Origin of the sequence: Moorena sp. SIO3B2, from assembly GCF_010692525.1 — a bacterium.
GTDB classification, from domain to species: Bacteria; Cyanobacteriota; Cyanobacteriia; order Cyanobacteriales; family Coleofasciculaceae; genus Moorena; species Moorena producens.
On record NZ_JAAHHE010000048.1, the window covers coordinates 1 to 20,569 of the forward strand.

The 20,569-nt window shown below is 44.9% G+C and carries 17 protein-coding genes; 9 read left to right on the top strand and 8 right to left on the bottom strand.

What is annotated here, in order from left to right; all coding sequences use genetic code 11:
* The first annotated feature begins 932 nt into the window (after nt 1–932).
* On the top strand, nt 933–2,453 hold the full coding sequence (locus F6K38_RS13910) for a group II intron reverse transcriptase/maturase (RefSeq protein ID WP_287356758.1): 1,521 nt from the start codon (nt 933–935) through the stop codon (nt 2,451–2,453).
* Nucleotides 2,454–2,513: 60 nt separating this feature from the next.
* Complete coding sequence (locus F6K38_RS13915) at nt 2,514–2,759, top strand: hypothetical protein (RefSeq protein ID WP_287356759.1); 246 nt, start codon at nt 2,514–2,516, stop codon at nt 2,757–2,759.
* Here the strand turns inward: F6K38_RS13915 and F6K38_RS13920 are convergent.
* Entirely contained in the window at nt 2,734–3,483 is a 750-nt protein-coding gene (locus tag F6K38_RS13920; RefSeq protein ID WP_008188016.1) for a DUF561 domain-containing protein, read from the bottom strand. The two genes, F6K38_RS13915 and F6K38_RS13920, sit on opposite strands and share 26 nt — an antisense overlap.
* Before the next feature lie 159 nt (nt 3,484–3,642).
* Here F6K38_RS13920 and F6K38_RS13925 point away from each other — a divergent pair, with 159 nt between their 5' ends.
* A complete protein-coding gene (locus tag F6K38_RS13925; RefSeq protein ID WP_008188015.1) occupies nt 3,643–4,743 on the top strand; it encodes a serine/threonine-protein kinase in 1,101 nt (366 codons plus the stop codon).
* 247 nt (nt 4,744–4,990) lie between these two features.
* On the opposite strand, the gene F6K38_RS13930 is transcribed toward F6K38_RS13925, so the two are convergent.
* Nucleotides 4,991–8,260 (bottom strand): phosphoenolpyruvate carboxylase, encoded by a 3,270-nt coding sequence (locus tag F6K38_RS13930; RefSeq protein ID WP_287356761.1) that lies wholly within the window; start codon nt 8,258–8,260, stop codon nt 4,991–4,993.
* Nucleotides 8,261–8,660: 400 nt separating this feature from the next.
* Here F6K38_RS13930 and F6K38_RS13935 point away from each other — a divergent pair, with 400 nt between their 5' ends.
* On the top strand, nt 8,661–9,413 hold the full coding sequence (locus F6K38_RS13935) for a 4'-phosphopantetheinyl transferase family protein (protein WP_008188013.1): 753 nt from the start codon (nt 8,661–8,663) through the stop codon (nt 9,411–9,413).
* A 573-nt stretch (nt 9,414–9,986) separates the two neighbouring features.
* On the top strand, nt 9,987–10,538 hold the full coding sequence (locus F6K38_RS13940) for a response regulator (RefSeq protein WP_008188012.1): 552 nt from the start codon (nt 9,987–9,989) through the stop codon (nt 10,536–10,538).
* A gap of 69 nt (nt 10,539–10,607) precedes the next feature.
* Here the strand turns inward: F6K38_RS13940 and recR are convergent, their stop codons facing one another.
* Together recR and F6K38_RS13950 are read right to left on the bottom strand one after the other, a co-directional pair.
* Nucleotides 10,608–11,204 (bottom strand): recombination mediator RecR, encoded by a 597-nt coding sequence (gene recR, locus F6K38_RS13945; RefSeq protein ID WP_008188011.1) that lies wholly within the window; start codon nt 11,202–11,204, stop codon nt 10,608–10,610.
* Nucleotides 11,205–12,437 (bottom strand): RNA-guided endonuclease InsQ/TnpB family protein, encoded by a 1,233-nt coding sequence (locus F6K38_RS13950; protein ID WP_044494642.1) that lies wholly within the window; start codon nt 12,435–12,437, stop codon nt 11,205–11,207.
* A gap of 300 nt (nt 12,438–12,737) precedes the next feature.
* On the opposite strand from F6K38_RS13950, the gene F6K38_RS13955 reads away from it, so the two are divergent.
* On the top strand, nt 12,738–15,677 hold the full coding sequence (locus tag F6K38_RS13955) for a UvrD-helicase domain-containing protein (RefSeq protein ID WP_287356763.1): 2,940 nt from the start codon (nt 12,738–12,740) through the stop codon (nt 15,675–15,677).
* 66 nt (nt 15,678–15,743) lie between these two features.
* Here F6K38_RS13955 and F6K38_RS13960 read toward each other — a convergent pair whose 3' ends face one another.
* Entirely contained in the window at nt 15,744–15,929 is a 186-nt protein-coding gene (locus tag F6K38_RS13960) for a hypothetical protein (RefSeq protein ID WP_287257419.1), read from the bottom strand.
* Between the two features lie 33 nt (nt 15,930–15,962).
* On the opposite strand from F6K38_RS13960, the gene F6K38_RS13965 reads away from it, so the two are divergent.
* Nucleotides 15,963–16,763: a hypothetical protein gene (locus F6K38_RS13965; protein ID WP_287356764.1), complete on the top strand. Its 801-nt coding sequence runs from the start codon at nt 15,963–15,965 to the stop codon at nt 16,761–16,763.
* Between the two features lie 273 nt (nt 16,764–17,036).
* Here the strand turns inward: F6K38_RS13965 and F6K38_RS13970 are convergent, their stop codons facing one another.
* From F6K38_RS13970 to F6K38_RS13980, 3 genes are all read right to left on the bottom strand, one after another.
* The gene (locus F6K38_RS13970; protein ID WP_267875706.1) at nt 17,037–17,159 is read right to left on the bottom strand and encodes a hypothetical protein; all 123 of its coding nucleotides are present in this window, start codon (nt 17,157–17,159) and stop codon (nt 17,037–17,039) included.
* A 63-nt stretch (nt 17,160–17,222) separates the two neighbouring features.
* The gene (locus F6K38_RS13975) at nt 17,223–17,645 is read right to left on the bottom strand and encodes a hypothetical protein (protein WP_229414677.1); all 423 of its coding nucleotides are present in this window, start codon (nt 17,643–17,645) and stop codon (nt 17,223–17,225) included.
* A gap of 417 nt (nt 17,646–18,062) precedes the next feature.
* Nucleotides 18,063–18,557: an allophycocyanin subunit alpha-B gene (locus tag F6K38_RS13980; protein WP_008188006.1), complete on the bottom strand. Its 495-nt coding sequence runs from the start codon at nt 18,555–18,557 to the stop codon at nt 18,063–18,065.
* A 24-nt stretch (nt 18,558–18,581) separates the two neighbouring features.
* Here F6K38_RS13980 and F6K38_RS13985 point away from each other — a divergent pair, with 24 nt between their 5' ends.
* Together F6K38_RS13985 and rlmD are read left to right on the top strand one after the other, a co-directional pair.
* A complete protein-coding gene (locus F6K38_RS13985; protein WP_267875707.1) occupies nt 18,582–18,716 on the top strand; it encodes a hypothetical protein in 135 nt (44 codons plus the stop codon).
* Between the two features lie 290 nt (nt 18,717–19,006).
* The gene (gene rlmD / locus F6K38_RS13990; protein WP_287356766.1) at nt 19,007–20,392 is read left to right on the top strand and encodes a 23S rRNA (uracil(1939)-C(5))-methyltransferase RlmD; all 1,386 of its coding nucleotides are present in this window, start codon (nt 19,007–19,009) and stop codon (nt 20,390–20,392) included.
* Nucleotides 20,393–20,569: the final 177 nt, after the last annotated feature.

Genomic DNA, 20,569 nt, shown 5'->3' on the forward strand with positions numbered 1-20,569 from the left:
CCTGCCAATGTTCCCAGAACTTACCGTTGAGGAACAGCAACAGGTGGTTTATGGATTGAAGGACTGTTTAGGGTGAAGGTTAAAAGTTAACAGGTTAAAAGTTAACCGGTTGAAGGTTAACCGGTTGAAGGTTAACCGGTTGAAGGTTAACCGGTTGAAGGTTAGAAGACTAGTTTTCAAGCATGCAACCTTGGCCAAAAGGCCACGCTACGTGAACAACCCTTCAAGCATCCAACCTTCAAACCTACCCTACACCGAACGCCAAAGTGCGGCTCGTTCTAGCTAGGAACCTTACAATACAAGGCTTATGAGCTAGGGGCGCGAAGGAAAACCTTCAAAGCCTAACTGACTGTTCGGATGGTGGTCTTTTGGAGATAAGTGACACCCTATCTGGCCACACCGAACAGGCGGCAACCTGTAGAGTGACGCTGGCAACAGGGCGGAATCAGAGGTAAATCAGATGTGCCACACTGCCGCTAACGGGAAGATGTCATGGGTAACAGTAGCAAAAGTCCTGAAAAAGTGTCTTATGCGGAAGCCGCAATCTGACTAGTATATGCGAGACTTCATCCTCTACATCCTCACGATGCTCTTTTGGCGGTAATCGTAAACTCCGAGGAGAGGATAGGCAAATTGGTTAGAAGTTACCGCAAGAATAGTGGAGCCTTTATAGTTAGTCGGCTATGGGTAAAAGGGTTAAAAATTTTGTAGTAAGGCTCCACTATTCTAAGGTTTCATCTCCGGACTGCCCTAAAACATCAAAACAATCTAACAGTCGGAACGAGTAAAAACGACAGCAACATGAGTCTGAGGAACGGTCGAACCCTCGGTAAGCTATGCCAAGTCTAATCCTCACTGTCGGGTAGGATGCAGCCGGAAACTGGCTGCGGGTATTCAGAAAACACGAACTCTAGGAGAGTATAAGTAGACGCATGACAACCAGTTATAGCGACTTTTGGAAAAGTCAAAAGTGGAAGAAACTCCGCCAAAACCTCTTTCGCCTACAAAAGCGAGTGTTCAAAGCAGTTCGAGATGGCGACCTGAAGAAGGCACGGTCATTACAGAAACTGATTATGAAGTCCCGTGCAGCTCAACTTTTGGCCGTCCGTCAAGTGACTCAGCTAAACAAGGGTAAGAAAACGGCGGGAATTGATGGTAAGTCAAGCCTCAACTACCGACAGAGATGGGAACTGGTAGAAACATTGAACGACCATGCTTCAGACTGGAAGCATAGCCGACTTCGCGAAATCCCTATCCCTAAAAAGAATGGGAAAGTAAGGATGTTGAAAATACCTACCATCCCTGACAGAGCATGGCAATGTCTAGCCAAATTCGCCTTAGAACCAGCCCACGAGGCCACGTTCCACGCAAAAAGCTACGGATTCAGAACGGGAAGATGTGCCCAAGACGCACAAAAACAACTGTTTAACAATCTAAGGTCTAATAGCAACGGAATCAAAAAGCGAATCATAGAACTAGATATCAAGAAATGCTTTGACCGTATTTCCCACAACGCCATCATGATAAGGTTAATTGCGCCAACAGGATTAAAACACGGAATATTCCGCTGCCTCAAGGCCGGAATAAATCCGGAATTCCCTGAGCAAGGAACCCCACAAGGTGGAGTAGTAAGCCCCCTACTAGCTAATATCGCACTTAACGGAATAGAGGATATACACACCAGCCTGCGATCCGCAGATGATATGGTGTTCATCCTAAAGCCAAAAGACAATGCCGAGAAGATACTTGACAAAGTAAAAGCCTTCCTAGCAGAGCGCGGAATGGAAATCAGCGAAGAAAAGACCAAGCTAACCAACACGACAGACGGTTTTGATTTCTTGGGCTGGAACTTCCGAGTCCAGAAAAACGGAAAATTCCAATGCACTCCCTCAGCGGACAACCATCGGAAAATACGCGAAAAAATCAAACACGTGGTTAATAACTCGAACTATGGTGCTGAAGTAAAAGCAACGAAACTAGCTCCTATAGTTCGCGGATGGCGTAACTACCACAGCAGCTGTGACATGAGCAGCTCAAGGGATTCTCTATGGTTCATGAACCACACCGCAAATCGGAAATTCCGTAAGGAAAAGAAGGTAAACCGGTACAAAGCCAATGAACTATGTAAGAAGGCATTCCCAAAGGTAGGTTACAAGCAAAACCAACACGTAAACGTAAAGGGGACTAAGTCACCCTACGACGGTGACTTAGTTTACTGGAGTAATCGGAACCCACGATTATACTCCGATGCTACATCAACAGCTTTGAAAAAGCAGAACCATTCCTGTGGATATTGCGGATTGAGATTCCTAGAAGACGAGGATGTACATCTCCATCACATAGATGGAAACCACGACAACTGGAAAACGAAGAATCTTCTAGCAGTTCATCAGAGCTGCCATCAGCAAATACATTGGAGCAAAAGCGAGGTGCGCTTTCCAATGGGCAGATAAACTGCCCCTGGGTCGCACCTCAGCTAAGAATATCTAGGAGCCGTGTGAGACGAAAGTTTCATGCACGGTTCTGAAGGAGAGGTGCTCCCCGTAATAGGGGACATCGACTCTAACGGCGAACAACCTTGGCCAATAGGCACGCGCGTCGCGTTCAACCGTTCAAGCATCCAACCTTCAACCAGATCACCTTCAACCTTGAAACCTTCAACCTTGAAACCTTCAACCAGATCACCTTCAACCAGATCACCTTGGCCAATAGGCCACGCTACGCGAACAACCATCAAACCTTCACCTCTTTACCCTTGACCCCTTGGAGGGCTTCTACCAAGCTGCGAACCGCTGCTACCATTGCGACTTCGCTATCTAACTGATTGATAGCCGAACCAACGCCAACACCAGCAGCACCAGCAGCAATGGCCATGGGAAGGGTCACACTGGATAACCCGGAAGCACACAACACTGGTACTGAGACAGCACGAGAAATTTCATAGGCAGCTGCCAAGGTTGGTGCCGCTTTTTCAATTAAACCCAAGGTGCCAGCGGAGCGAGGTTTACTGCTGGTACCCCCTTCAGTTTGAATAATATCGGCACCTGCTTTGACTAATTCTGCCGCTAGTTCTACTTGCTGATCTAACTTTAGAATGTGGGGGACAGTTACTGATAAGGTTATATTGGGTAATAATTTACGGGTTTCAATGGTCAGTGCCAATACGTCGGAAGCATCAAACCACTTCCCCTGAGCATAAAAGCTATCAAAGTTACCAATTTCAATCAGATCAGCACCAGCTTGGATAGCAATAACAAACTGCTTTGGTTCTACAGCAGAAACACAAATTGGTAAATCCGTTAACCCTCGTGCCAACCTGACTAGATCGGGGCAGGCGGCAATATCGACAAAAGTCGCTCCACCCCGTGAAGCTGCTTTAACTACAGCAGCAACTTTCTGGGTATCAAAATTATTTAAGCCACTAATTACTTTCAGGCAACGACCTTGGTTTAAGGCTTCGTTTAGTTTGTGATGCATAGTCATATTTTCTGTTTACCCCTGTATTATCAACCAACTTTACCTAATTTTTAATTAACTGTAGGAAATTTTTTTTCTCTCTGAAGAATTCATCCAAACCCCTATATTTTTGCCTAAACTAAAAGCAGATCGGTGCTGATGGCTACTCCTTCTATATACAAATAAATGAATTTCCCCCAAGTCAAGCTATCTCCTTTTCACAGTGACGTCTTAAAGAATACCGAGTTAGGTCAGCTTTGTGGCAAAAAGCAGCTGTTTCGCGCACGCTATGAAGTGTTACGGATGATTGGTCGAGGTGGTTTTGGTGTAACCTTTCTAGCCAAAGATACATCCTTACCGGGTCAGCCGTTTTGTGTCATCAAGCAACTTTGCCCCAAATTCAGTGATCCAAAAGCATTACATAATGCTCGTCAGCGGTTTGAGAGAGAGGCAAAAATTTTGAACAAACTGGGGACTCACCCCCAGATCCCCATGTTGCTCGATTATTTCGTAGACCATGGAGAATTCTACTTGGTTCAAGAGTACATTCGAGGCATTACCCTAGCTAGGTTGGTGAGGCGTTCTGGTTGCTTATCCCCAGGAGCCGTTAAAGGTTTTCTGCGAGACATACTACCGTTATTGCAGTATATCCATGACCATGGGGTAATACATCGTGATATCAAACCTCAGAATATTATTCTTTCTAATGATGATGGTCGGTTGGTACTAATTGATTTTGGGGCAGTTAAGGAGTTAATTGCCCAAGCATCAGATAACAGTGTAAGAAACCCAACTACCCATTTCATCGGTACGGTAGGATTTGCACCACCGGAACAGTTTAGCCTACGACCTGTGTATAGCAGTGATATTTATTCCCTAGGGGTTACCTGTCTTTACCTACTTACTGGAAAAGCCCCCCTAAAATTTCAGAGCGATCGCCAAACTAGTGAACTGAAGTGGGGCAAAGCATTGGACTTGAGTGATTCCTTTGCTAATATTCTCAACAGAATGCTGGCTATTTCCCTCAAAGAGCGTTATTCAAACGCAAGAGCGATCCTAAGGGCCTTGGATCATAAATTACTTCAAGAGAATCTTGACGAGTTTCTAGTTATTCAACCTCAAGCTAATCAACACCAACGACAGGCAAAGCAAAACACCGGGAAAAGTCAGAAGTATACACCTCCTACAGAAAAAACGGCGATCGCGATTCGAGAATGGAAACAAAGGATGCAAGCCAGACACCGCCAGAAGGATATACAAAGAGTTGAACACCTATTTAATCATTAGTGCTAAATTGGCCATTACAATGATTCCGGACAAAAAAAGTTAGTTTTTCATCCTTAATTGGTAAGCATTCAGCCGTCAGCCGTCAGCTTTACGTAACTCAGATTAAATGAATGCTGACCTGTTTTATTCAAAAGCTGTTCGGTGTAGTGTGACCTATGCCGATCAGCACTTCAAGTAGCGTGCCCTATGCCCATCAGCTGATACGCGACACGCTGATAGCTGATAGCTTACCTTTATTTTTTACATGTCAGCCAGTATTACGCATGCCAGCAGCAATACCGTTGATCGTCAATAAGGCTCCTCGTAGTAACTCTCCCTTACTATACCGGGATTGAACCACACCCAATGTTACCTGGTTGCTATGTTGACGTAGGCGTTTGAGCAAAGATACCTGTAAAAATCCTAAGGGAACGATGGTACCATTACGCAAATGTACAGACCGTTGTAAATTGGGGTCGCCATCTAGGAGTGTTTGGTGTCCTGTAATCGTCAGGACTAAGTTGCGGGTCAGGTTAAATTCCTTAGCAATTTGCTCAAACAAATGCTCGAAGCGTTCCAGGTCTTCAGGGTTTGAAAGTTCCTTGACATAGTGGTGAGCAATTTGTAGATCCACCTTGGCTAAGGTCATCTCTACTTTGGAAATGACCATTTTGAAGAAGGGCCATTTTGAATAGAAACAGCGCAATAGGTTGATATTTTCCTCTGGAGCTTGATCAACAAAGCTTTGTAGGGCAGTGCCAACACCGTACCAGCTCGGTAGCAGGAAGCGGCTTTGAGTCCAACTAAAGACCCAAGGAATTGCCCGCAGACTGCTTAAATCCTTCTTCCCTGATTTACGCCGTGCAGGGCGAGAACTAATTTGCAACTGGCTAATTTCTTGAATTGGTGTCACTTGATGGAAGAAATCTACCAGATCCGGTTGGTCGTGAATCAGAGCTCGGTAATGGCTACGGGAGATCTGAGCTAACTCCTCCATAATTTCATTCCAGGGCTGGATATCATCAAAGCCATTATTGAGTAAGCTAGCTTGAATAACTGCTGTGGCTATTGTCTCCAGATGATAGAGCGCTAATCCTGGCAGAGAGTACCTAGAAGCAAGGACTTCCCCCTGTTCGGTAATTTTGATTCGGCCATTGATACTGCGACCCGGTTGCGCCAGGATAGCTTCATAAGATGGACCACCACCACGACCCACTGAACCACCACGACCATGGAAAATCCGTAAAACAATACCATACTCTTGAGCCACATGCTCTAAGGCTTTCTGAGCTTTGTGGATTTCCCAGTTACTACTTAGGAAGCCAGAATCTTTATTACTGTCGGAGTAGCCGAGCATTACCTCTTGTAAGTTAGGAGAGGTTAAAGCTTGAAGATTATTTGGTTGTTCAGCTTTGGCGTTCGAGTAGGGTAGGTTATTTGGTTGTTCGCGTAGCGTGGCCTTTTGGCCAAGGTTATTTGGTTGTTCGCGTAGCGTGGCCTTTTGGCCAAGGTTATTTGGTTGTTCGCGTAGCGTGGCCTTTTGGCCAAGGTTTAATGGGCTAACCTGCAACTTTTGATATCCACCAGCCAAACTAGCACGATACAAGGGTAGCTCAAACAGGGATTTCATCACTGCTGGAGCACGCTTAAGGTCTTCCACTGTTTCAAACAGTGGCACCACGCGAATGGTACTTTTACCAGTGGCTGGGTCATACAGACCAGCTTCCTTCGCCAACAAGAGGACTTCCAACAAATCGCTGGCCGTGTGACTCATGCTGATAATGTAGGTTTGGCAGATTTGGGGACCAAACTCTTGTTGCAGCTGCCGCACCATCCGGAAGGTTTCGATAGTCTCGCAGGTTTTTTCCGAAAATGGCAGTTCTGCTGGGATTAATGGACGTCGGGTTCGCAACTCAGCGGTTAACCACAAGCATGCTTCGGATTCCGATAGCAAGTTGTAGGGCTTAGGCAAAACTTGCAGGTACTCAGCAATTTCACTCAGGGCTTCTGAGTGGCGAGAACTTTCCTGGCGAATATCTAGGTGAGCCAGGTAAAAGCCATAAATTTCCACCTGACAGATTAAATTATCTAACTCACGACAGTTCAACCCGGTTTCCACCAGATTACTCTCAATCAGCTTTAGTTCTGCCAAGAATTCTTCTCCAGAGCGGTAAAAACTCCAGCTTTTACCATTAGCCATCTCATCTGGTACAGGCATACCATTGGCCAGCTGTTGGTTTCGCTCACGGGTGTTTTCGAGTTTTTGCTTAACGTAAGTCAGTTTGAGTCGATAGGGTTCTTGCCGATAGCGAATGGCGAGCTGTTCGTAAACCTCTGGCAATTGAGAGCGGTCTTGTTCTAGAGAGTCTAACAGTTCCGGTAGCACATCACACCAGTGCAACGACAGGCTCAATAATTCGGTCAGACGCCTAACCTCATCTATATATTTACCCAGCACCAAATTCCTCTGATAGCAGGCAGTTTGCCAGGTAATTTGGGGAGTGACAAACGGATTACCATCCCGGTCTGACCCTACCCAAGAGCCAAAATGACAGAAGTTCTTAGCGGGTGGGTTCAGCCAGGGGAATGAACCCTTCAACGCTTGCTTGAAACGACTATACAATTGGGGTATTGTATCAAACAGTACTTCGTGGAAGTAGTGAAGAGTGTAATCTACCTCATCAAGTACTCCCGGCTTAAACTGATGTAGCTCATCGGTGCGCCACCAGAGGCGAATTTCTTCCATCAGCTTTTGGCTACATTCAGTCACCTCCCAGGACGAAGTGATTCCTAAGGTACCATAGGTTTGCTCCGCTTGGTCTAATTGTTCCAGAATCTTAGCCATCCGTCGCTGTTTACCCCGAATCGTACGACGGACGATTTCTGTGGGGTGAGCGGTGAAAACCAAGCGAATATCAAGATTCTCAATCAGCCGCTGAATTTGACCAGGTGGCACATTTTGCTTGTGCAAGTGGGGAAATAGCCAATCTAGTAGCCCTAATTTTCTTTCCGATCCTTGGTTTTCCTGGTGGCTCTTTTCAATAACATTGGTAACCGCAGCCCCTGGTTGAGTAACCTGATTGCCTATTTCCACCTCTTTGTCAACGGTTACAACAGTTGACAAAGACGAATTACCATTTTTTAAAATACCTTGGGATAAGGGGGTTAACTCTGGTTCAGTGCTTCTTCGGTAGGAGCGGCGTCTTGAGAGTTGTTGATTTCGCTGTTCATAATGTTGTTCAACAATATTAATCAGCTGAAAGTAAAGGGCAAACGCCCGTGATGCTCGGATAGCCTCATTAAGGTCAAGCTGCTTGATTAAATCAGCTACTGAGGATTGAGGATATTCAGTTGCTTGTCCTTCTGGAGAACACAATTCCCGCAGTTGCTTGAGTAAATCGACGAGTTCCTGACCACATTCAGATAGGAGAACAGATTCCCACATATCCTCTACAACTTTAAGTCGATGGCGCAGAAACAGGTCAGAAGTAGCGGGGAAGGTTGATTCTTGATTAGATGGAGATGGGAGCAAACTCATAAGCTCTATCTATTCCCTATACAAAGCTGATCTATTTTACGGGTTTGAGGTTCTTTGGAGTAATTAAGGAACAAGAATTTAAATTTCTTGGGAAAGCTCATGGAAGCTTAACATCTTTACATTAACTTTAATACTAAGCCAAATTGTTGAGTATCTGTCTAGCGGTTATCAATTTGGTGAGGTACAGAGTCTTGGGTTTTATGGAACAGCGGATCCCCGGAACAGGGAACACATAAGAGTTAATCTGGAAGAGCTAACACGGAACACATAAGAGGGAACAGGGAAAAAATCCTGTGTACCTCATTAGGCTAGAAACCGCTAGAAAAATCATTAAATTTCTGAAATCTGACTATTGGGTGTAACTGTGAAACTACAAATCTTTATACGTTTTTCTTGAACCATGACCCCAGTGTGGCTACTTCCCCCAACAGATTTGCAACTATTGAACCATGATGTCCATCTCTGGCGTGCGCAGTTGGAGCTGAGTGAATTATTGATTGAAAAATTGGCAACTACTCTTTCTGAGGACGAGCAGCAAAGAGCTCAGCGATTTTACTTTGAGCGGGATCGGAAGCATTTTATAGCAGGTCGGGGTCTTTTGCGCCAAATCTTGGGTCGCTATTTGGCCATGAACCCACGCCAAGTGGAGTTTTGTTATGGAAAGCGGGGCAAGCCAGCACTCCAGGAAACCTCTGGGGGCAGAAGACTCCGTTTTAATGTTTCTCACTCTCATGGACTAATTCTGTATGCTATTACCCGGGATCAGCGCATTGGCGTTGACCTAGAATATCTGCGACCAATGCCAGATGCTGAGCAACTCGCTCAACGTTTCTTTTCCCCCCAAGAGTATGCCGTGATTTGTTCTGTGTCTGAGGAGCAAAAGCACAAGGCATTTTTTCAGGGATGGACGAGTAAGGAAGCCTATCTCAAAGCAATTGGTGAAGGACTAGCTGGCTTGGAACAAGTGGAAGTTTCTGTAAATCCAGCTGAACCGACTGCCTTGCTGAGCATCAACAAAGACCCTCAGGCAGTTTACCCTTGGTCTATAGCTGGTTTAACCCCTGCGCCGGGTTACTTTGCCTCGTTGGTTGTCGAAAGAAAAGATTGGCAGTTAAGTTGTTTTGATTACACCGAGGAATCAGTCCCTGGTTAGAGTGTGGAGTGACTGGGTGTAGGGTAAAATTAGGCCGTAATCCTAACTGGTTAATCGTAACTGAACCAGATCAAGTAGTTTGCATCGGAATGCGATCGCTTATATCATGTCAGGATAATTACCCTTAATAAAAATTTCCCCCATCTCCCCATATTCCCCTCCTGGGAGGGGTTAGGGGTGGGTTCCCATCTCCCCACACTTTCCACCCTCCCCACCCTCCCCGCGCCCCCCAAAATTGATGGGTATTCAACCAGAATTGATATTAGGGGTGACCGGGGGAGCCTCAACACCCATTCACCCCGAACGGGTGTATAATCTTACCGTAAAATGGCACTAAGTAGGGATAGATTGTCACATCTCCCACACCTTTTTATAGGGGTATGCCTATAGATTGATAGGGCTGAGTTATCTTAGTTGGGTAGGTCGTGACTTGTCGATCATCGCTAGGCAAACGGGCACTCCCCTGATCCTAAGTTAGGGTGTCCACATTAGCCTCTGGAGTCGGCGACAGTCGCTTCATTCAACATTTGTTTTTTTAAAATTACCTCAAACTACCTTGGAAAGGAGTCAGTCGTGGCAAGTCATAAAATCCTGGTAATCGATGATAGTACGGTAATCCGCAAGCGTGTCAAAGAGATGTTACCTCCGGGGTTTGAAGTCCTCGAAGCTAAAGATGGGGTGGAGGGAATTAATTTAATTTACCAGGAAGAACCTAACTTTATAATGTTAGATTTTATCCTGCCAAAAATGAGTGGATTTGAGATTTTTGATAAACTTCAAAGTGAGCCTAAATTACAAAGAATTCCTCTGGTATTAATGTCAGGTCGAAAAGAAGAGGTAACTGCTAAAATTAAAGAACCTTTTAAGTATTTTGCCTTTATTGAAAAGCCTTTTAATAAAAAGCAGCTGACGGACGCTATCAAAGAATCTATGCAAAAGGCTAAGAAGCGACCAGCAACTCCTGCACCACCAACAATTAGTGCAGCTACCGATCAGTCCTCAGTCGCATCAGCTCAAGAAATTGCACAGTTGAAGGCAAAGGTTGCCAAAATGCAGAAAGAAATTGATGCCTTGAAGAAACAATTAGGTCAGCTGGTGACCTTTATTAAGCAAAAGTTGAAGTAGTTTATGCAAGTATAAAGGATGAAGTATGTTCTTACTTCATCATTCATCCTTCACTAATTCTTAGTCCAATTACTCCAACTCACGGCGTCCTTCTAAGGCTCTAGCTAAGGTTACTTCATCTGCATATTCTAGGTCTCCCCCCATGGGTAAACCAAAGGCAATCCGGGTCACTTTGGTAAACGGCCTGATCAGTTGACCTATATATAGTGTGGTTGTCTCCCCTTCTACACTGGGATTGATGGCTAAAATGACTTCTTGAATCGTTTTCTGGCTGACTCGTTGTACAAGTTGCTGGATATGGAGTTGTTCTGGACCAATGCCATCCATGGGGGAGATCACTCCTCCCAGAACGTGGTATTTACCTCGGTACTCGCGGGTTTTTTCGATGGCAATCACATCCCTTGAGTCGGCAACTACACAGATAGTCTTCTCGTCCCGGTTGGAATTGCGGCAAATTTGGCAGACGGGTTCAGCAGACAAGTGAAAGCATACTCTACAGAAACCAACTTGTTGTTTGGCTTCCACCAACGCTTGCGCTAGGGCTTTGACTTCCGGTGTTGGACGCTTGAGGATATGAAGGGCTAGTCGTTGGGCAGTCTTTGGACCAACTCCAGGCAGGCGTTGTAGCTCTTCAATTAAGCGAGCGAGGGGGCGTGTGTAAACCATCTATTGACACTCCCCGCCCTTGAAGGACGGGGATTCTTTCTTCAAAGGGATTCCAACGAATTTACCCTCAGAAAGCATCTTGACCGTGTGTCCCACGGCTGCAAGTCCGCGCATAGCGACTACTTGAGCGGCTGCAACATCTCTACTGGTTGTGTAGCCGCAATCTTCGCAATGATGAACACGCTCAGCTAACGTCTTTTTCCCAGTTTCAGTTAAGCAGTTGGGACAGATCTGACTAGTCTTTTTGGAGTCTACTTTTTGAAAATAGACGCCACGCTTAAAACAACATTGCTCTAATATCTGGAAAAACTGTCCCCATCCTGCATCCAAGCAGTGCTTACCCAACATCCCTCTGGCCAACCCTTTAAGATTTAGATCTTCAACAAAGATCATTCCAGCCCAATCACAGAGATTATGAGCTAATTCCCAGTGGTAATCTTTTCTGACGTTAGCAATTCGTTCGTGTAACTTACTGACTTTCTTTTGTGCTCGCACACGGTTTCTACTTCCAATGCGCTTCCTACTTACCCTCTTTTGCAGCAATTTAAGCTTGCGTTCAAGGCGTTTGAAAGGGCGTGGATTAGGAAACAAAGCACCATTGCTAACAGCAACAAAATGTGAAATTCCGACATCAATCCCCAAGGCTTCTCCGTGAGGCATGACTTGGGGAACATCTACATCCCATGCTAGAGTGAGCATCACATACCAACCGGAGGATCTCTTGACTACTCTAGCTTGCTTGACTACAGCATCAGCGGGTATCTCCCGTGATTGCCTCATCTTCACCCAACCAATCTTGGGTAGTTTTACTCTGTTAGCTTCAAGGGGCTTGACTCCTAGTTGTGGAAAGACAAAAGACCGCATTTGTCCCTGCTTCTTAAAGCGAGGAAAGCCATGTCCTTGTTCCCACATACTTACAAAGGCTTTTTCTAACCTTTTGAGTGTTTGTTGCAAGACATGAACTTGAACAGCTCTTAATTCTTCAATAGCTTTTCTGGCAGCAGTTAAACCACGACACTGACTGGCATAAGTAGGACGTTTAGCATCGGCTGGGATAATGTATTCCCTAGGGAGAGAGCAGGCGTTAATTTGACAGCTACGAGACTTATACCAGTCCTTGCGTTCGACTAAAGCGTAGTTATAAACCTTGCGGCATTGCTCCAACCAGTCTTCAAATAAAGAGACTTGCTTGGCAGTTGGCTTCAGTTTAAACTCGTAGGTTAAATTAAACAATTGGCTTTCCTCCTTAAGCTCAGGATAACACATTTTTGAATAAAGGTGCAAGCGTTAGCTCAATAAGTGGGATGACATGCTCAAAGCCGCCCTAGAAGGGCGGGGCTTGAAACCCATTATTTTTGTTTGGTCAAGAATCGGGAATCGGGAGTAGAGAATCGGGAAAGTGTTCATGGACAATTTAGTGCTACTAGATCATGGGATTTTTAGAATCACAGTGGCAAAACAAAACATTAGAATCAGCTCAGCTATAAGATATATAGATCTAGATAGATCTGCGATCGCATTTTATCCGCCCCTATGAGTACAACCCCTGATTTCCTGAGCCACCTCAACCCTTCCCAACTTCAAGCCGTTGAACATTTCTGTGGTCCGTTGTTAGTTGTTGCTGGTGCCGGGTCTGGCAAAACCCGAGCCTTGACCTATCGTATTGCTAATCTGATTCTCAAACACAAGGTCTCACCAGAAAATATCTTGGCAGTGACCTTCACTAACAAAGCTGCACGGGAAATGAAAGGGCGGATTGAGCAAATATTTGCTCAGCAGCTGGCGGAACAGAAGTATGGTCAACGGTTGGAGCTTCTGCCAGAAGACCAACAAACCCAGTTGCGATCGCGTGTTTACAAAACTATCACCAAACCGTTGTGGATTGGCACCTTCCACAGTCTGTTTGCTCGGATTCTCCGCTTCGATATCAATAAATATCAAGATGAGCAGGGACGGAAGTGGAATCGGAACTTTTCCATCTTTGACGAATCCGATGCCCAGACCCTGGTTAAAACCATTGTCACTCAAACCTTAAATCTTGATGACCACAAATTTAACCCCCGTTCTGTGCGCTATGCCATCAGCAATGCCAAAAATCGCGGTTTTTCTCCCCAGGAATTTGAGCTACAACAGTCCAATTTCCGGGGACGAGTGATTGCTGATGTCTATAGCCACTACCAAGAGCAGTTAGCTGCTAACAATGCTTTGGACTTTGATGACCTCATCTTAGTGCCAATGAGGCTATTCCAACAGAATGAGTCGGTCTTAAGCTACTGGCATCAGCAATTTTATCACATTTTAGTGGATGAGTATCAAGATACCAATCGGATTCAGTATGAACTGATTCGCTTGTTGAGTACCAATGGCGAAACTCGAAAGAGTCAGTGGGATTGGCAGAATCGCTCAGTTTTTGTAGTAGGGGATGCAGACCAGTGTCAGCCACCAGGTACTCAAGTACTCACTACTGAAGGATATGTCCCAATCGAAGCACTAGATCCAAATCAACATCGGTTAGTCAGCTATAACCCTCATTCTTCCGCAGTAGTTGGCAGAGTCGAAGGTTATCGTTTCAACAAAGCCAGTCGTCCTTTTAGTGGCCATCTGATTGAGGTAACGGTTGATAGCCAAACTACTCGCTCCACACCAAACCATCGATGGCCAATCCGGTGGAATCAGCAAGCTAAGGACAAGACTCATGTTGTCTACCTAATCCGCCGAGGTCAGTGGTACCGAGTCGGATGGTGCAAGCTATTTAAAAGCGATGGTGGATTTCAGTTAGGCTATCGAGCCAGGGTTGAGAAAGCAGATGCTGCTTGGATTCTCGTGGTAACCGACAATCGGACAGAAGCTTCCTTCAAAGTTTCTTATATTGCCGCTCGCTATGGTATTCCCACTGCCCCGTTTGAACCAATTAATGGTGCCACTGAGTACACCCGTCAGATGCTGGAGCAGTTATTTAATGCCCTGGGTGATGTGTTACCAGAACGGGGGATTTCCTGTCTTCAAGACTTTGGACTCGACCCAAACTACCCGATTTACAGCCCTGATATTGCCTATCAAGGCGGACGGGGTAAAAGTACTATCGAGCTAGCAGCGATTAATTTATTACCAGAACTGATGGATATAGCTGTCTATCAGGGTGGCAAAACCGTGGCTTGGAAACCGATTAGGATTCAGCGTCAGGAATACAGTGGCTTGGTGTATAGCCTAGAGGTAGAGAAGCACCATGTCTACTTTAGCGATGGATTGCTTACTCATAACTCTATCTACAGTTTCCGAATGGCAGACTTCACCATCCTTCTGGGTTTTCAGCAAGACTTTGGTGACGGTTTAGCCGATCAAGATACTCGCACTATGGTCAAGCTAGAAGAAAACTATCGCTCTAGGGAAAATATTCTTCAAGCTGCTAACCACCTGATCGAAAATAATACCCAGCGGATTGATAAAGTTCTGCGAGCAACACGGGGTATCGGGGAAAAAATCTATTGTTATAGCGCTGATGACGAATTGGAAGAAGCTCAGTTTGTAGTCAGTAAAATTATCCAGCTAAAACGACAAAATCCAGAACTGGATGGAGGCAGTTTTGCTATTCTTTATCGTACTAATGCTCAATCCCGTGCCTTTGAAGATGTCTTGATCAGAGCCGATATTCTCTATACTGTAGTTGGTGGGTTCAAGTTCTATGACCGTAAAGAAATTAAAGATGCTCTGGCTTACCTAAGAGCGATCGCAAACCCATCCGATACTGTTAGTCTATTGCGCATTATCAATACTCCTCGACGAGGAATTGGACAAACTACCATTAACAATCTGGTCGCAGCTGCCCAAGAATTAGGAGTTCCCCTGTGGGAAATTATCAGTGATGAGACCTCAGTTCATACATTTGCTGGACGGTCAGCTAAAGCGGTAAAGAAATTTGCTCAGCTTATTTCTCAATGGCAGGAGCAATTGGAAGAGCGATCGGCATTAGAGATTCTCAAAGGGATTATGGAAGAGTCTGGTTATATTGGCGATTTAAGAAACAAAGGCACTGAAGAAGCTGAGAATCGATTGGAAAATATTGTGGAATTGTTTAATGCAGTGCTGCAATTTCAAGAAGAAAACGAAGAAACGAGCTTAGAAGGGTTTCTTGCTAATGCAACTCTAGCCTCTGACATGGATAACCTGGAAGAGGGGAAAAAAGCAGTTTCTTTAATGACCCTTCACTCTGCTAAAGGGCTAGAATTTCCCATTGTCTTTCTAGTCGGCCTAGAGCAAGGACTGTTTCCTCACAGTCGTAGTCTCAGAGATCCTGTAGCGTTGGAAGAAGAACGGCGTCTGTGTTATGTAGGGATTACTCGCGCTCAGGAACAACTGTTTTTATCCCATGCTCATGAGCGACGCTTTTATGGGAATCGGGAACCGGCTAACCGTTCTCAGTTTCTCAAGGAGTTACCCTCAGAGTTAATTGAGACTATGGTGGGAATGTTTTGATGGTCTCCTCGGTACTTGATACATAGCGCCTTCATAGGTAAGCATTCAGCCCTCAGCTGTCAGCTGTCAGCTTAAAATAAACCCGGCGTAGCGTAGGCTCTTCCCGTAGCGTGCGCCAATGCGCAATGGGCAAAGGGGAGAATTTAATATTGATAATTGATAGATTAATGAGAATTGAAAGTTTTCATAAAAGTCCTTGGTCAAGGCCAAAGCCTGATAGCTGATAGCTGATAGCTGAATGCTTGTCTTCATACTTGATATTACTTAATACTTCACCTTAGACAAATGCCTTGGCAATTTCCTCAAAGACTAACCCAATCCCTAGGAGCAATCATAATTATCCTAGGTTGTATCTTAGCAGTTGGCAAGCTACAGCAACCCCAACTCAATGCCCTTAAACAAAGCTCCAAAAACATCTCACCCGCAGACCTCCAGCGAGACGTAGAAGCAACACAAGTATATCTCAATCTGCTTCAGAGACTACCTACATTTGGCTTCGATAATGTATTAGCTGACTGGGTATTTCTGAATTTCCTTCAATACTTTGGTGATCAAGAGGCTCGCCAAATTACTAGCTATCAGCTTAGCCCAGAGTACTTTGACGTTATTATAAACCGAGACCCCAAATTTTTAACAGCCTATTTCTTTCTATCTAGCAGTAGTTCCTTATATGCAGGAATGCCAGAAAAATCGGTCGCCTTAATGGAAAAAGGACTCCAGTCACTATCCCCTAAAGTTACCCCTAAATCTTATTATGTGTGGCGTTACAAAGGAATTGATGAATTATTATTTTTGGGTGACCCTAAAGCCGCCCAAGAATCCTTTGAAAAATCCGCCGATTGGGCAAGTAAATCCGCTGATGAAGAAAGTCAAAACATTGCTGAAATTTCCCGCAACACTGCTGAATTTATAAAGCGCAATCCTACTAGTAAGATAGCTCAAGTGAGTGCTTGGTCAATGGTTTTAAATAACTCCCCTGACCCTCGCACTAGCCAAATCGCCATTAGTAGAATTGAAGCCCTAGGTGGTAAAGTTATTATCACACCAGAAGGAGCAGTTACAATTAAAATGCCCCAGACAGATTAATAGTGTTTGTGGTTGAAGGTTAGAAGGTTTAAGGTTAGAAGGTTTAAGGTTAGAAGGTTTAAGGTTAGAAGGTTTAAGGTTAGAAGGTTAGAAGGTTTAAGGTTAGAAGGTTTAAGGTTAGAAGGTTAGAAGGTTAGAAGGTTAGAAGGTTAGAAGGTTGTTCGCGTAGCGTGGCCTTTTGGCCAAGGTTGAAGGTTGTTCGCGTAGCGTGGCCTTTTGGCCAAGGTTAGAAGGTTAGAAGGTTGTTCGCGTAGCGTGGCCTTTTGGCCAAGGTTAGAAGGTTAGAAGGTTAGAAGGTTGTTCGCCTTTGGCCTTCGGTGTAGGGTAGGTTGAGGATTGTTCGCGTAGCGTGGCCTTTTGGCCAAGGTTGACGACTCGGAGATCGCCATTACCCATTACCCATTACCCATTACCCATTACCCATTACCAAAAAAACGACACTCATTCCTATCAACATGGCTATAAAATTGCTATTAGTAACTGATTTAGTAATAACCCTAGACTAAAACCTGTTAGAGAAACCCCACAGATGATCCAAAAAGCCTGCCATTCACCGTATCCTTCTGTTTGAAGATCTAATCTGGTTAAGGCAGCAGCAGCAATCAGCACCAGAATACGGCTAGAATAATGAATCCAGCGCAGGATGATAACGGCTAGGAAAGAGCTGAAAATTACGGAGACAAAAGCTTTGGTATCAGATTTCATCCAAGTCCCGTACAATTTTCTAATCTGATACACTGGAGCAGTTATCGCTAAAGCCATCAACACGATATAAACTGCTCCGATCAGCCAGAGCCATACCGATATATGAAATAAGGAAGGATGTGATGCTGATGTAGTGTGTTCTACCGTAATCAATTCCTGAAAGTCAACAGATATCATCCAGCCAAAAATACTATGGCTTAACAGAAGAATTGATAATGAAAACCAGGGCAGTTTTTTGATTAACCACATTTAATTTAAAGAATCCCACGACTAAAGTGCGTGGGATTTGAGGTCATTAATCATTAGTCTTTTATTAATTGTTAATGGCTAATTGTTAATGGTTACTTGTTAATTAACCATTAACAAGTAACCATATCCTATTATTAAATGACCAATGACTAATGACTAATCACAAATGACTTAGGAGGTCAGCTGTCAGCCGTCAGCTGTCAGCTGTCAGCTGAGGTAACAGAGATTAAACCAATGCTTACCTGTTTTATTCAAAAGCTGTTCAGTGTAGCTTGCCCTATGCCCATAAGCTGATAGCTGATAGCTGATAGCTGATAGCTGATAGCTGATAGCTGATAGCTTACCTTAGGACTTAGGAGACATTGCTTGAATAATGTAATCGAAGTAGGGACCTGTCAGCTCAGCCTCCTCGTCGGTGAGGATTCCCAAAGATGCCTCTTTTAAGCAATTTATCGCTTCTGACATCCCTGCCATTGGCACACCTAGGGCATTATACATTTCTCTTGCCCCGATTATACCAATGTCTTCAATAGGTTTCTGATCACCAGCAAGCACACCATAGGTGACCAAGCGCAAGTACCATCCATAGTCCCGTAAACACTGATTTCGTTCACGCTGACCATAGGCATTGCCTCCTGGTGCTATGAAGTCAGGGCGTTTCTGCCACAGCTGACTACTGGCTTTTTGTACAATCTTTTTTTCATTTTCCGACAGGGTGGCAGCAATGCGCAATCGCTGCTCACCGCTTTGCAAAAAATCATTGATACTTTTGAGTTCACCAGAGCTGAGGTATCTCAGCTCGTCGTCGGCTTTGAGAATGACTTGACTAACTACACTCATGTTATTAGTTTATGGAGTTTTTTATTGAGTTACTCAGGCAATTCATCCCAAGCTAAATTACAGATTTTACCTCGGGACTTGTTGCCAGAACTGTTAATTAGTAGTTTACCGACTTTGGGTGACACAACGGAAGGCATTGGGCATAAGATCAACAAATAGAGCAAAACCCATGCTTGCTTGCTGGCATCGATAGTCTCTTTCCCCTCTTACCCCATCCTTTACATTCCCTTGAAGCATCCTTTGCCCCCTCTTGCCATCTGTAGCTGGCATGAAAACAAAACTATCAGGATTTACGCAAAAACGCTATAAGTACTAGGGTACCTTAATAAAGCCACCTACAGGTAGCGACGGGTGCGCCGACCTGAGGTGGTTTCCACCATGAGCTACTGCATTCGATCTCCCTACTCCCTACTCCCTACTCCCAGATCCGCTGTTCCCTTTGCTATATAATGCCAATGATGATAACTAATCAGCCCAGCCCTGAGTGTTGGCAACAAGGTCAACTGATTGAGGTCATGATTACAGACCTCAGTGATAGTGGTGATGGCGTTGGACGGCTAGGAAATCGGGTGGTTTTTGTTCCGGATACTGTTACAGGGGATAAAGCTTTGGTGCGCCTGATTCGGGTCAAACCTAACTATGCCACTGGTAAGTTACACCAACTGTTGGTGGAATCTCCTAATCGTGTTCATCCCAGATGTATCGTGGCGGATAAGTGTGGTGGTTGCCAATGGCAGCATGTGAGCTGGGACTATCAGCAGTTGGCGAAGCAAAATCAGGTGATTCAAGCCCTCAAACGCATTGGTGGATTTAGCGAACCCACCGTAGCCCCAATCTTAACCACAGATTCTCCCTTGGGCTATCGCAACAAAGCGACCTATCCCCTTAAACGCTCAGCAACGGGTTCAGTTCAAGCGGGTTACTACCAAAAAGGTAGCCACCAGCTCATTAATCTTAATCAATGCCCCGTGCAAGACCAGCGCTTGAATCCCCTGCTAGGGGAAATTAAGCAGGATATTCAGCAATTGGGGTGGTCGATATACAACGAAAGCCGCCACCAAGGACGATTGCGTCACCTTTCGTTACAGATTGGACAACAGACTGGCGAGATGTTGCTGACCTTGGTCACAACGGATCTGAATTTAAAAGACTTGGATATCCAAGGGCAAACTTGGCTAAATCGTTATCCCCAACTGGTTGGTGTTTGTGTGAATCATAACCCCCACCGCAGTAATGTCATTTTTGGTTCCCAAACCTATTGTGTTGCAGGTCAGCCATACTTGAGGGAAAACTTTGCTGGTCTTGAGTTGCGGCTGCGACCAGATACGTTTTTCCAAGTTAATACTGAAGCGGCTGAGGTTTTGTTAAACCTAATCATTAAACAGCTAGCCCTGAAGGGGCATGAATGTGTAGTTGATGCTTACTGTGGCATTGGCACGTTTACTCTACCCCTTGCCCAACAGGTAAGCCAAGCTATCGGTATTGAAGTGCAAGCCGCATCAGTAGAGCAAGCTGAGCAAAATGCCTTGATCAATGGGATCACTAATGTGAAATTTCAGGCGGGATCAGTGGACCAGTTACTCCCCCAGTTGACTATAGCGCCAGATATTATCTTACTTGACCCACCCCGTAAGGGATGTTCTCCAGCAGTTATTGACATCCTCAGGCAAGTGGCACCAAAACGGATCGTTTATATTAGCTGTAACCCAGCTACCTTAGCACGAGACCTCAAACTCCTTTGCCTCAACGGTGACTACCAGTTAACCCACATCCAACCTGCTGACTTCTTTCCTCAAACCTCTCATGTTGAATGTGCTGCTTTTCTCGAGCACTGATATTGGCGTTGCCCAATTGTGGAACACCCAAGCATCATCCCTGATTGGTGATGGGCAATTGGTGATGGGGAATTGGTAGCTTACCCAACGGTGGCACGGGCATCTAAATAGTTTCTTTATGTATAGTCTTTATGTATAGTCTCAATTATCTACATCAATTATTTACCTATTTCACTG

Excerpts from the sequence above, each read along its gene's own strand:
- F6K38_RS13960 (WP_287257419.1), bottom strand. The coding sequence starts at position 15,929 with ATGAAGACAAGCATTCAGCTATCAGCTATCAGCTATCAGGCTTTGGCC.
- recR (WP_008188011.1), bottom strand. The coding sequence starts at position 11,204 with ATGGTTTACACACGCCCCCTCGCTCGCTTAATTGAAGAGCTACAACGC.
- F6K38_RS13930 (WP_287356761.1), bottom strand. The coding sequence starts at position 8,260 with ATGAGTTTGCTCCCATCTCCATCTAATCAAGAATCAACCTTCCCCGCT.
- F6K38_RS13965 (WP_287356764.1), top strand. The coding sequence starts at position 15,963 with ATGCCTTGGCAATTTCCTCAAAGACTAACCCAATCCCTAGGAGCAATC.
- F6K38_RS13915 (WP_287356759.1), top strand. The coding sequence starts at position 2,514 with ATGCACGGTTCTGAAGGAGAGGTGCTCCCCGTAATAGGGGACATCGAC.
- F6K38_RS13910 (WP_287356758.1), top strand. The coding sequence starts at position 933 with ATGACAACCAGTTATAGCGACTTTTGGAAAAGTCAAAAGTGGAAGAAA.
- F6K38_RS13970 (WP_267875706.1), bottom strand. The coding sequence starts at position 17,159 with ATGGGTAATGGCGATCTCCGAGTCGTCAACCTTGGCCAAAAGGCCACG.
- F6K38_RS13925 (WP_008188015.1), top strand. The coding sequence starts at position 3,643 with ATGAATTTCCCCCAAGTCAAGCTATCTCCTTTTCACAGTGACGTCTTA.
- rlmD (WP_287356766.1), top strand. The coding sequence starts at position 19,007 with ATGCCAATGATGATAACTAATCAGCCCAGCCCTGAGTGTTGGCAACAA.
- F6K38_RS13935 (WP_008188013.1), top strand. The coding sequence starts at position 8,661 with ATGACCCCAGTGTGGCTACTTCCCCCAACAGATTTGCAACTATTGAAC.
- F6K38_RS13980 (WP_008188006.1), bottom strand. The coding sequence starts at position 18,557 with ATGAGTGTAGTTAGTCAAGTCATTCTCAAAGCCGACGACGAGCTGAGA.
- F6K38_RS13955 (WP_287356763.1), top strand. The coding sequence starts at position 12,738 with ATGAGTACAACCCCTGATTTCCTGAGCCACCTCAACCCTTCCCAACTT.
- F6K38_RS13975 (WP_229414677.1), bottom strand. The coding sequence starts at position 17,645 with ATGATATCTGTTGACTTTCAGGAATTGATTACGGTAGAACACACTACA.
- F6K38_RS13920 (WP_008188016.1), bottom strand. The coding sequence starts at position 3,483 with ATGACTATGCATCACAAACTAAACGAAGCCTTAAACCAAGGTCGTTGC.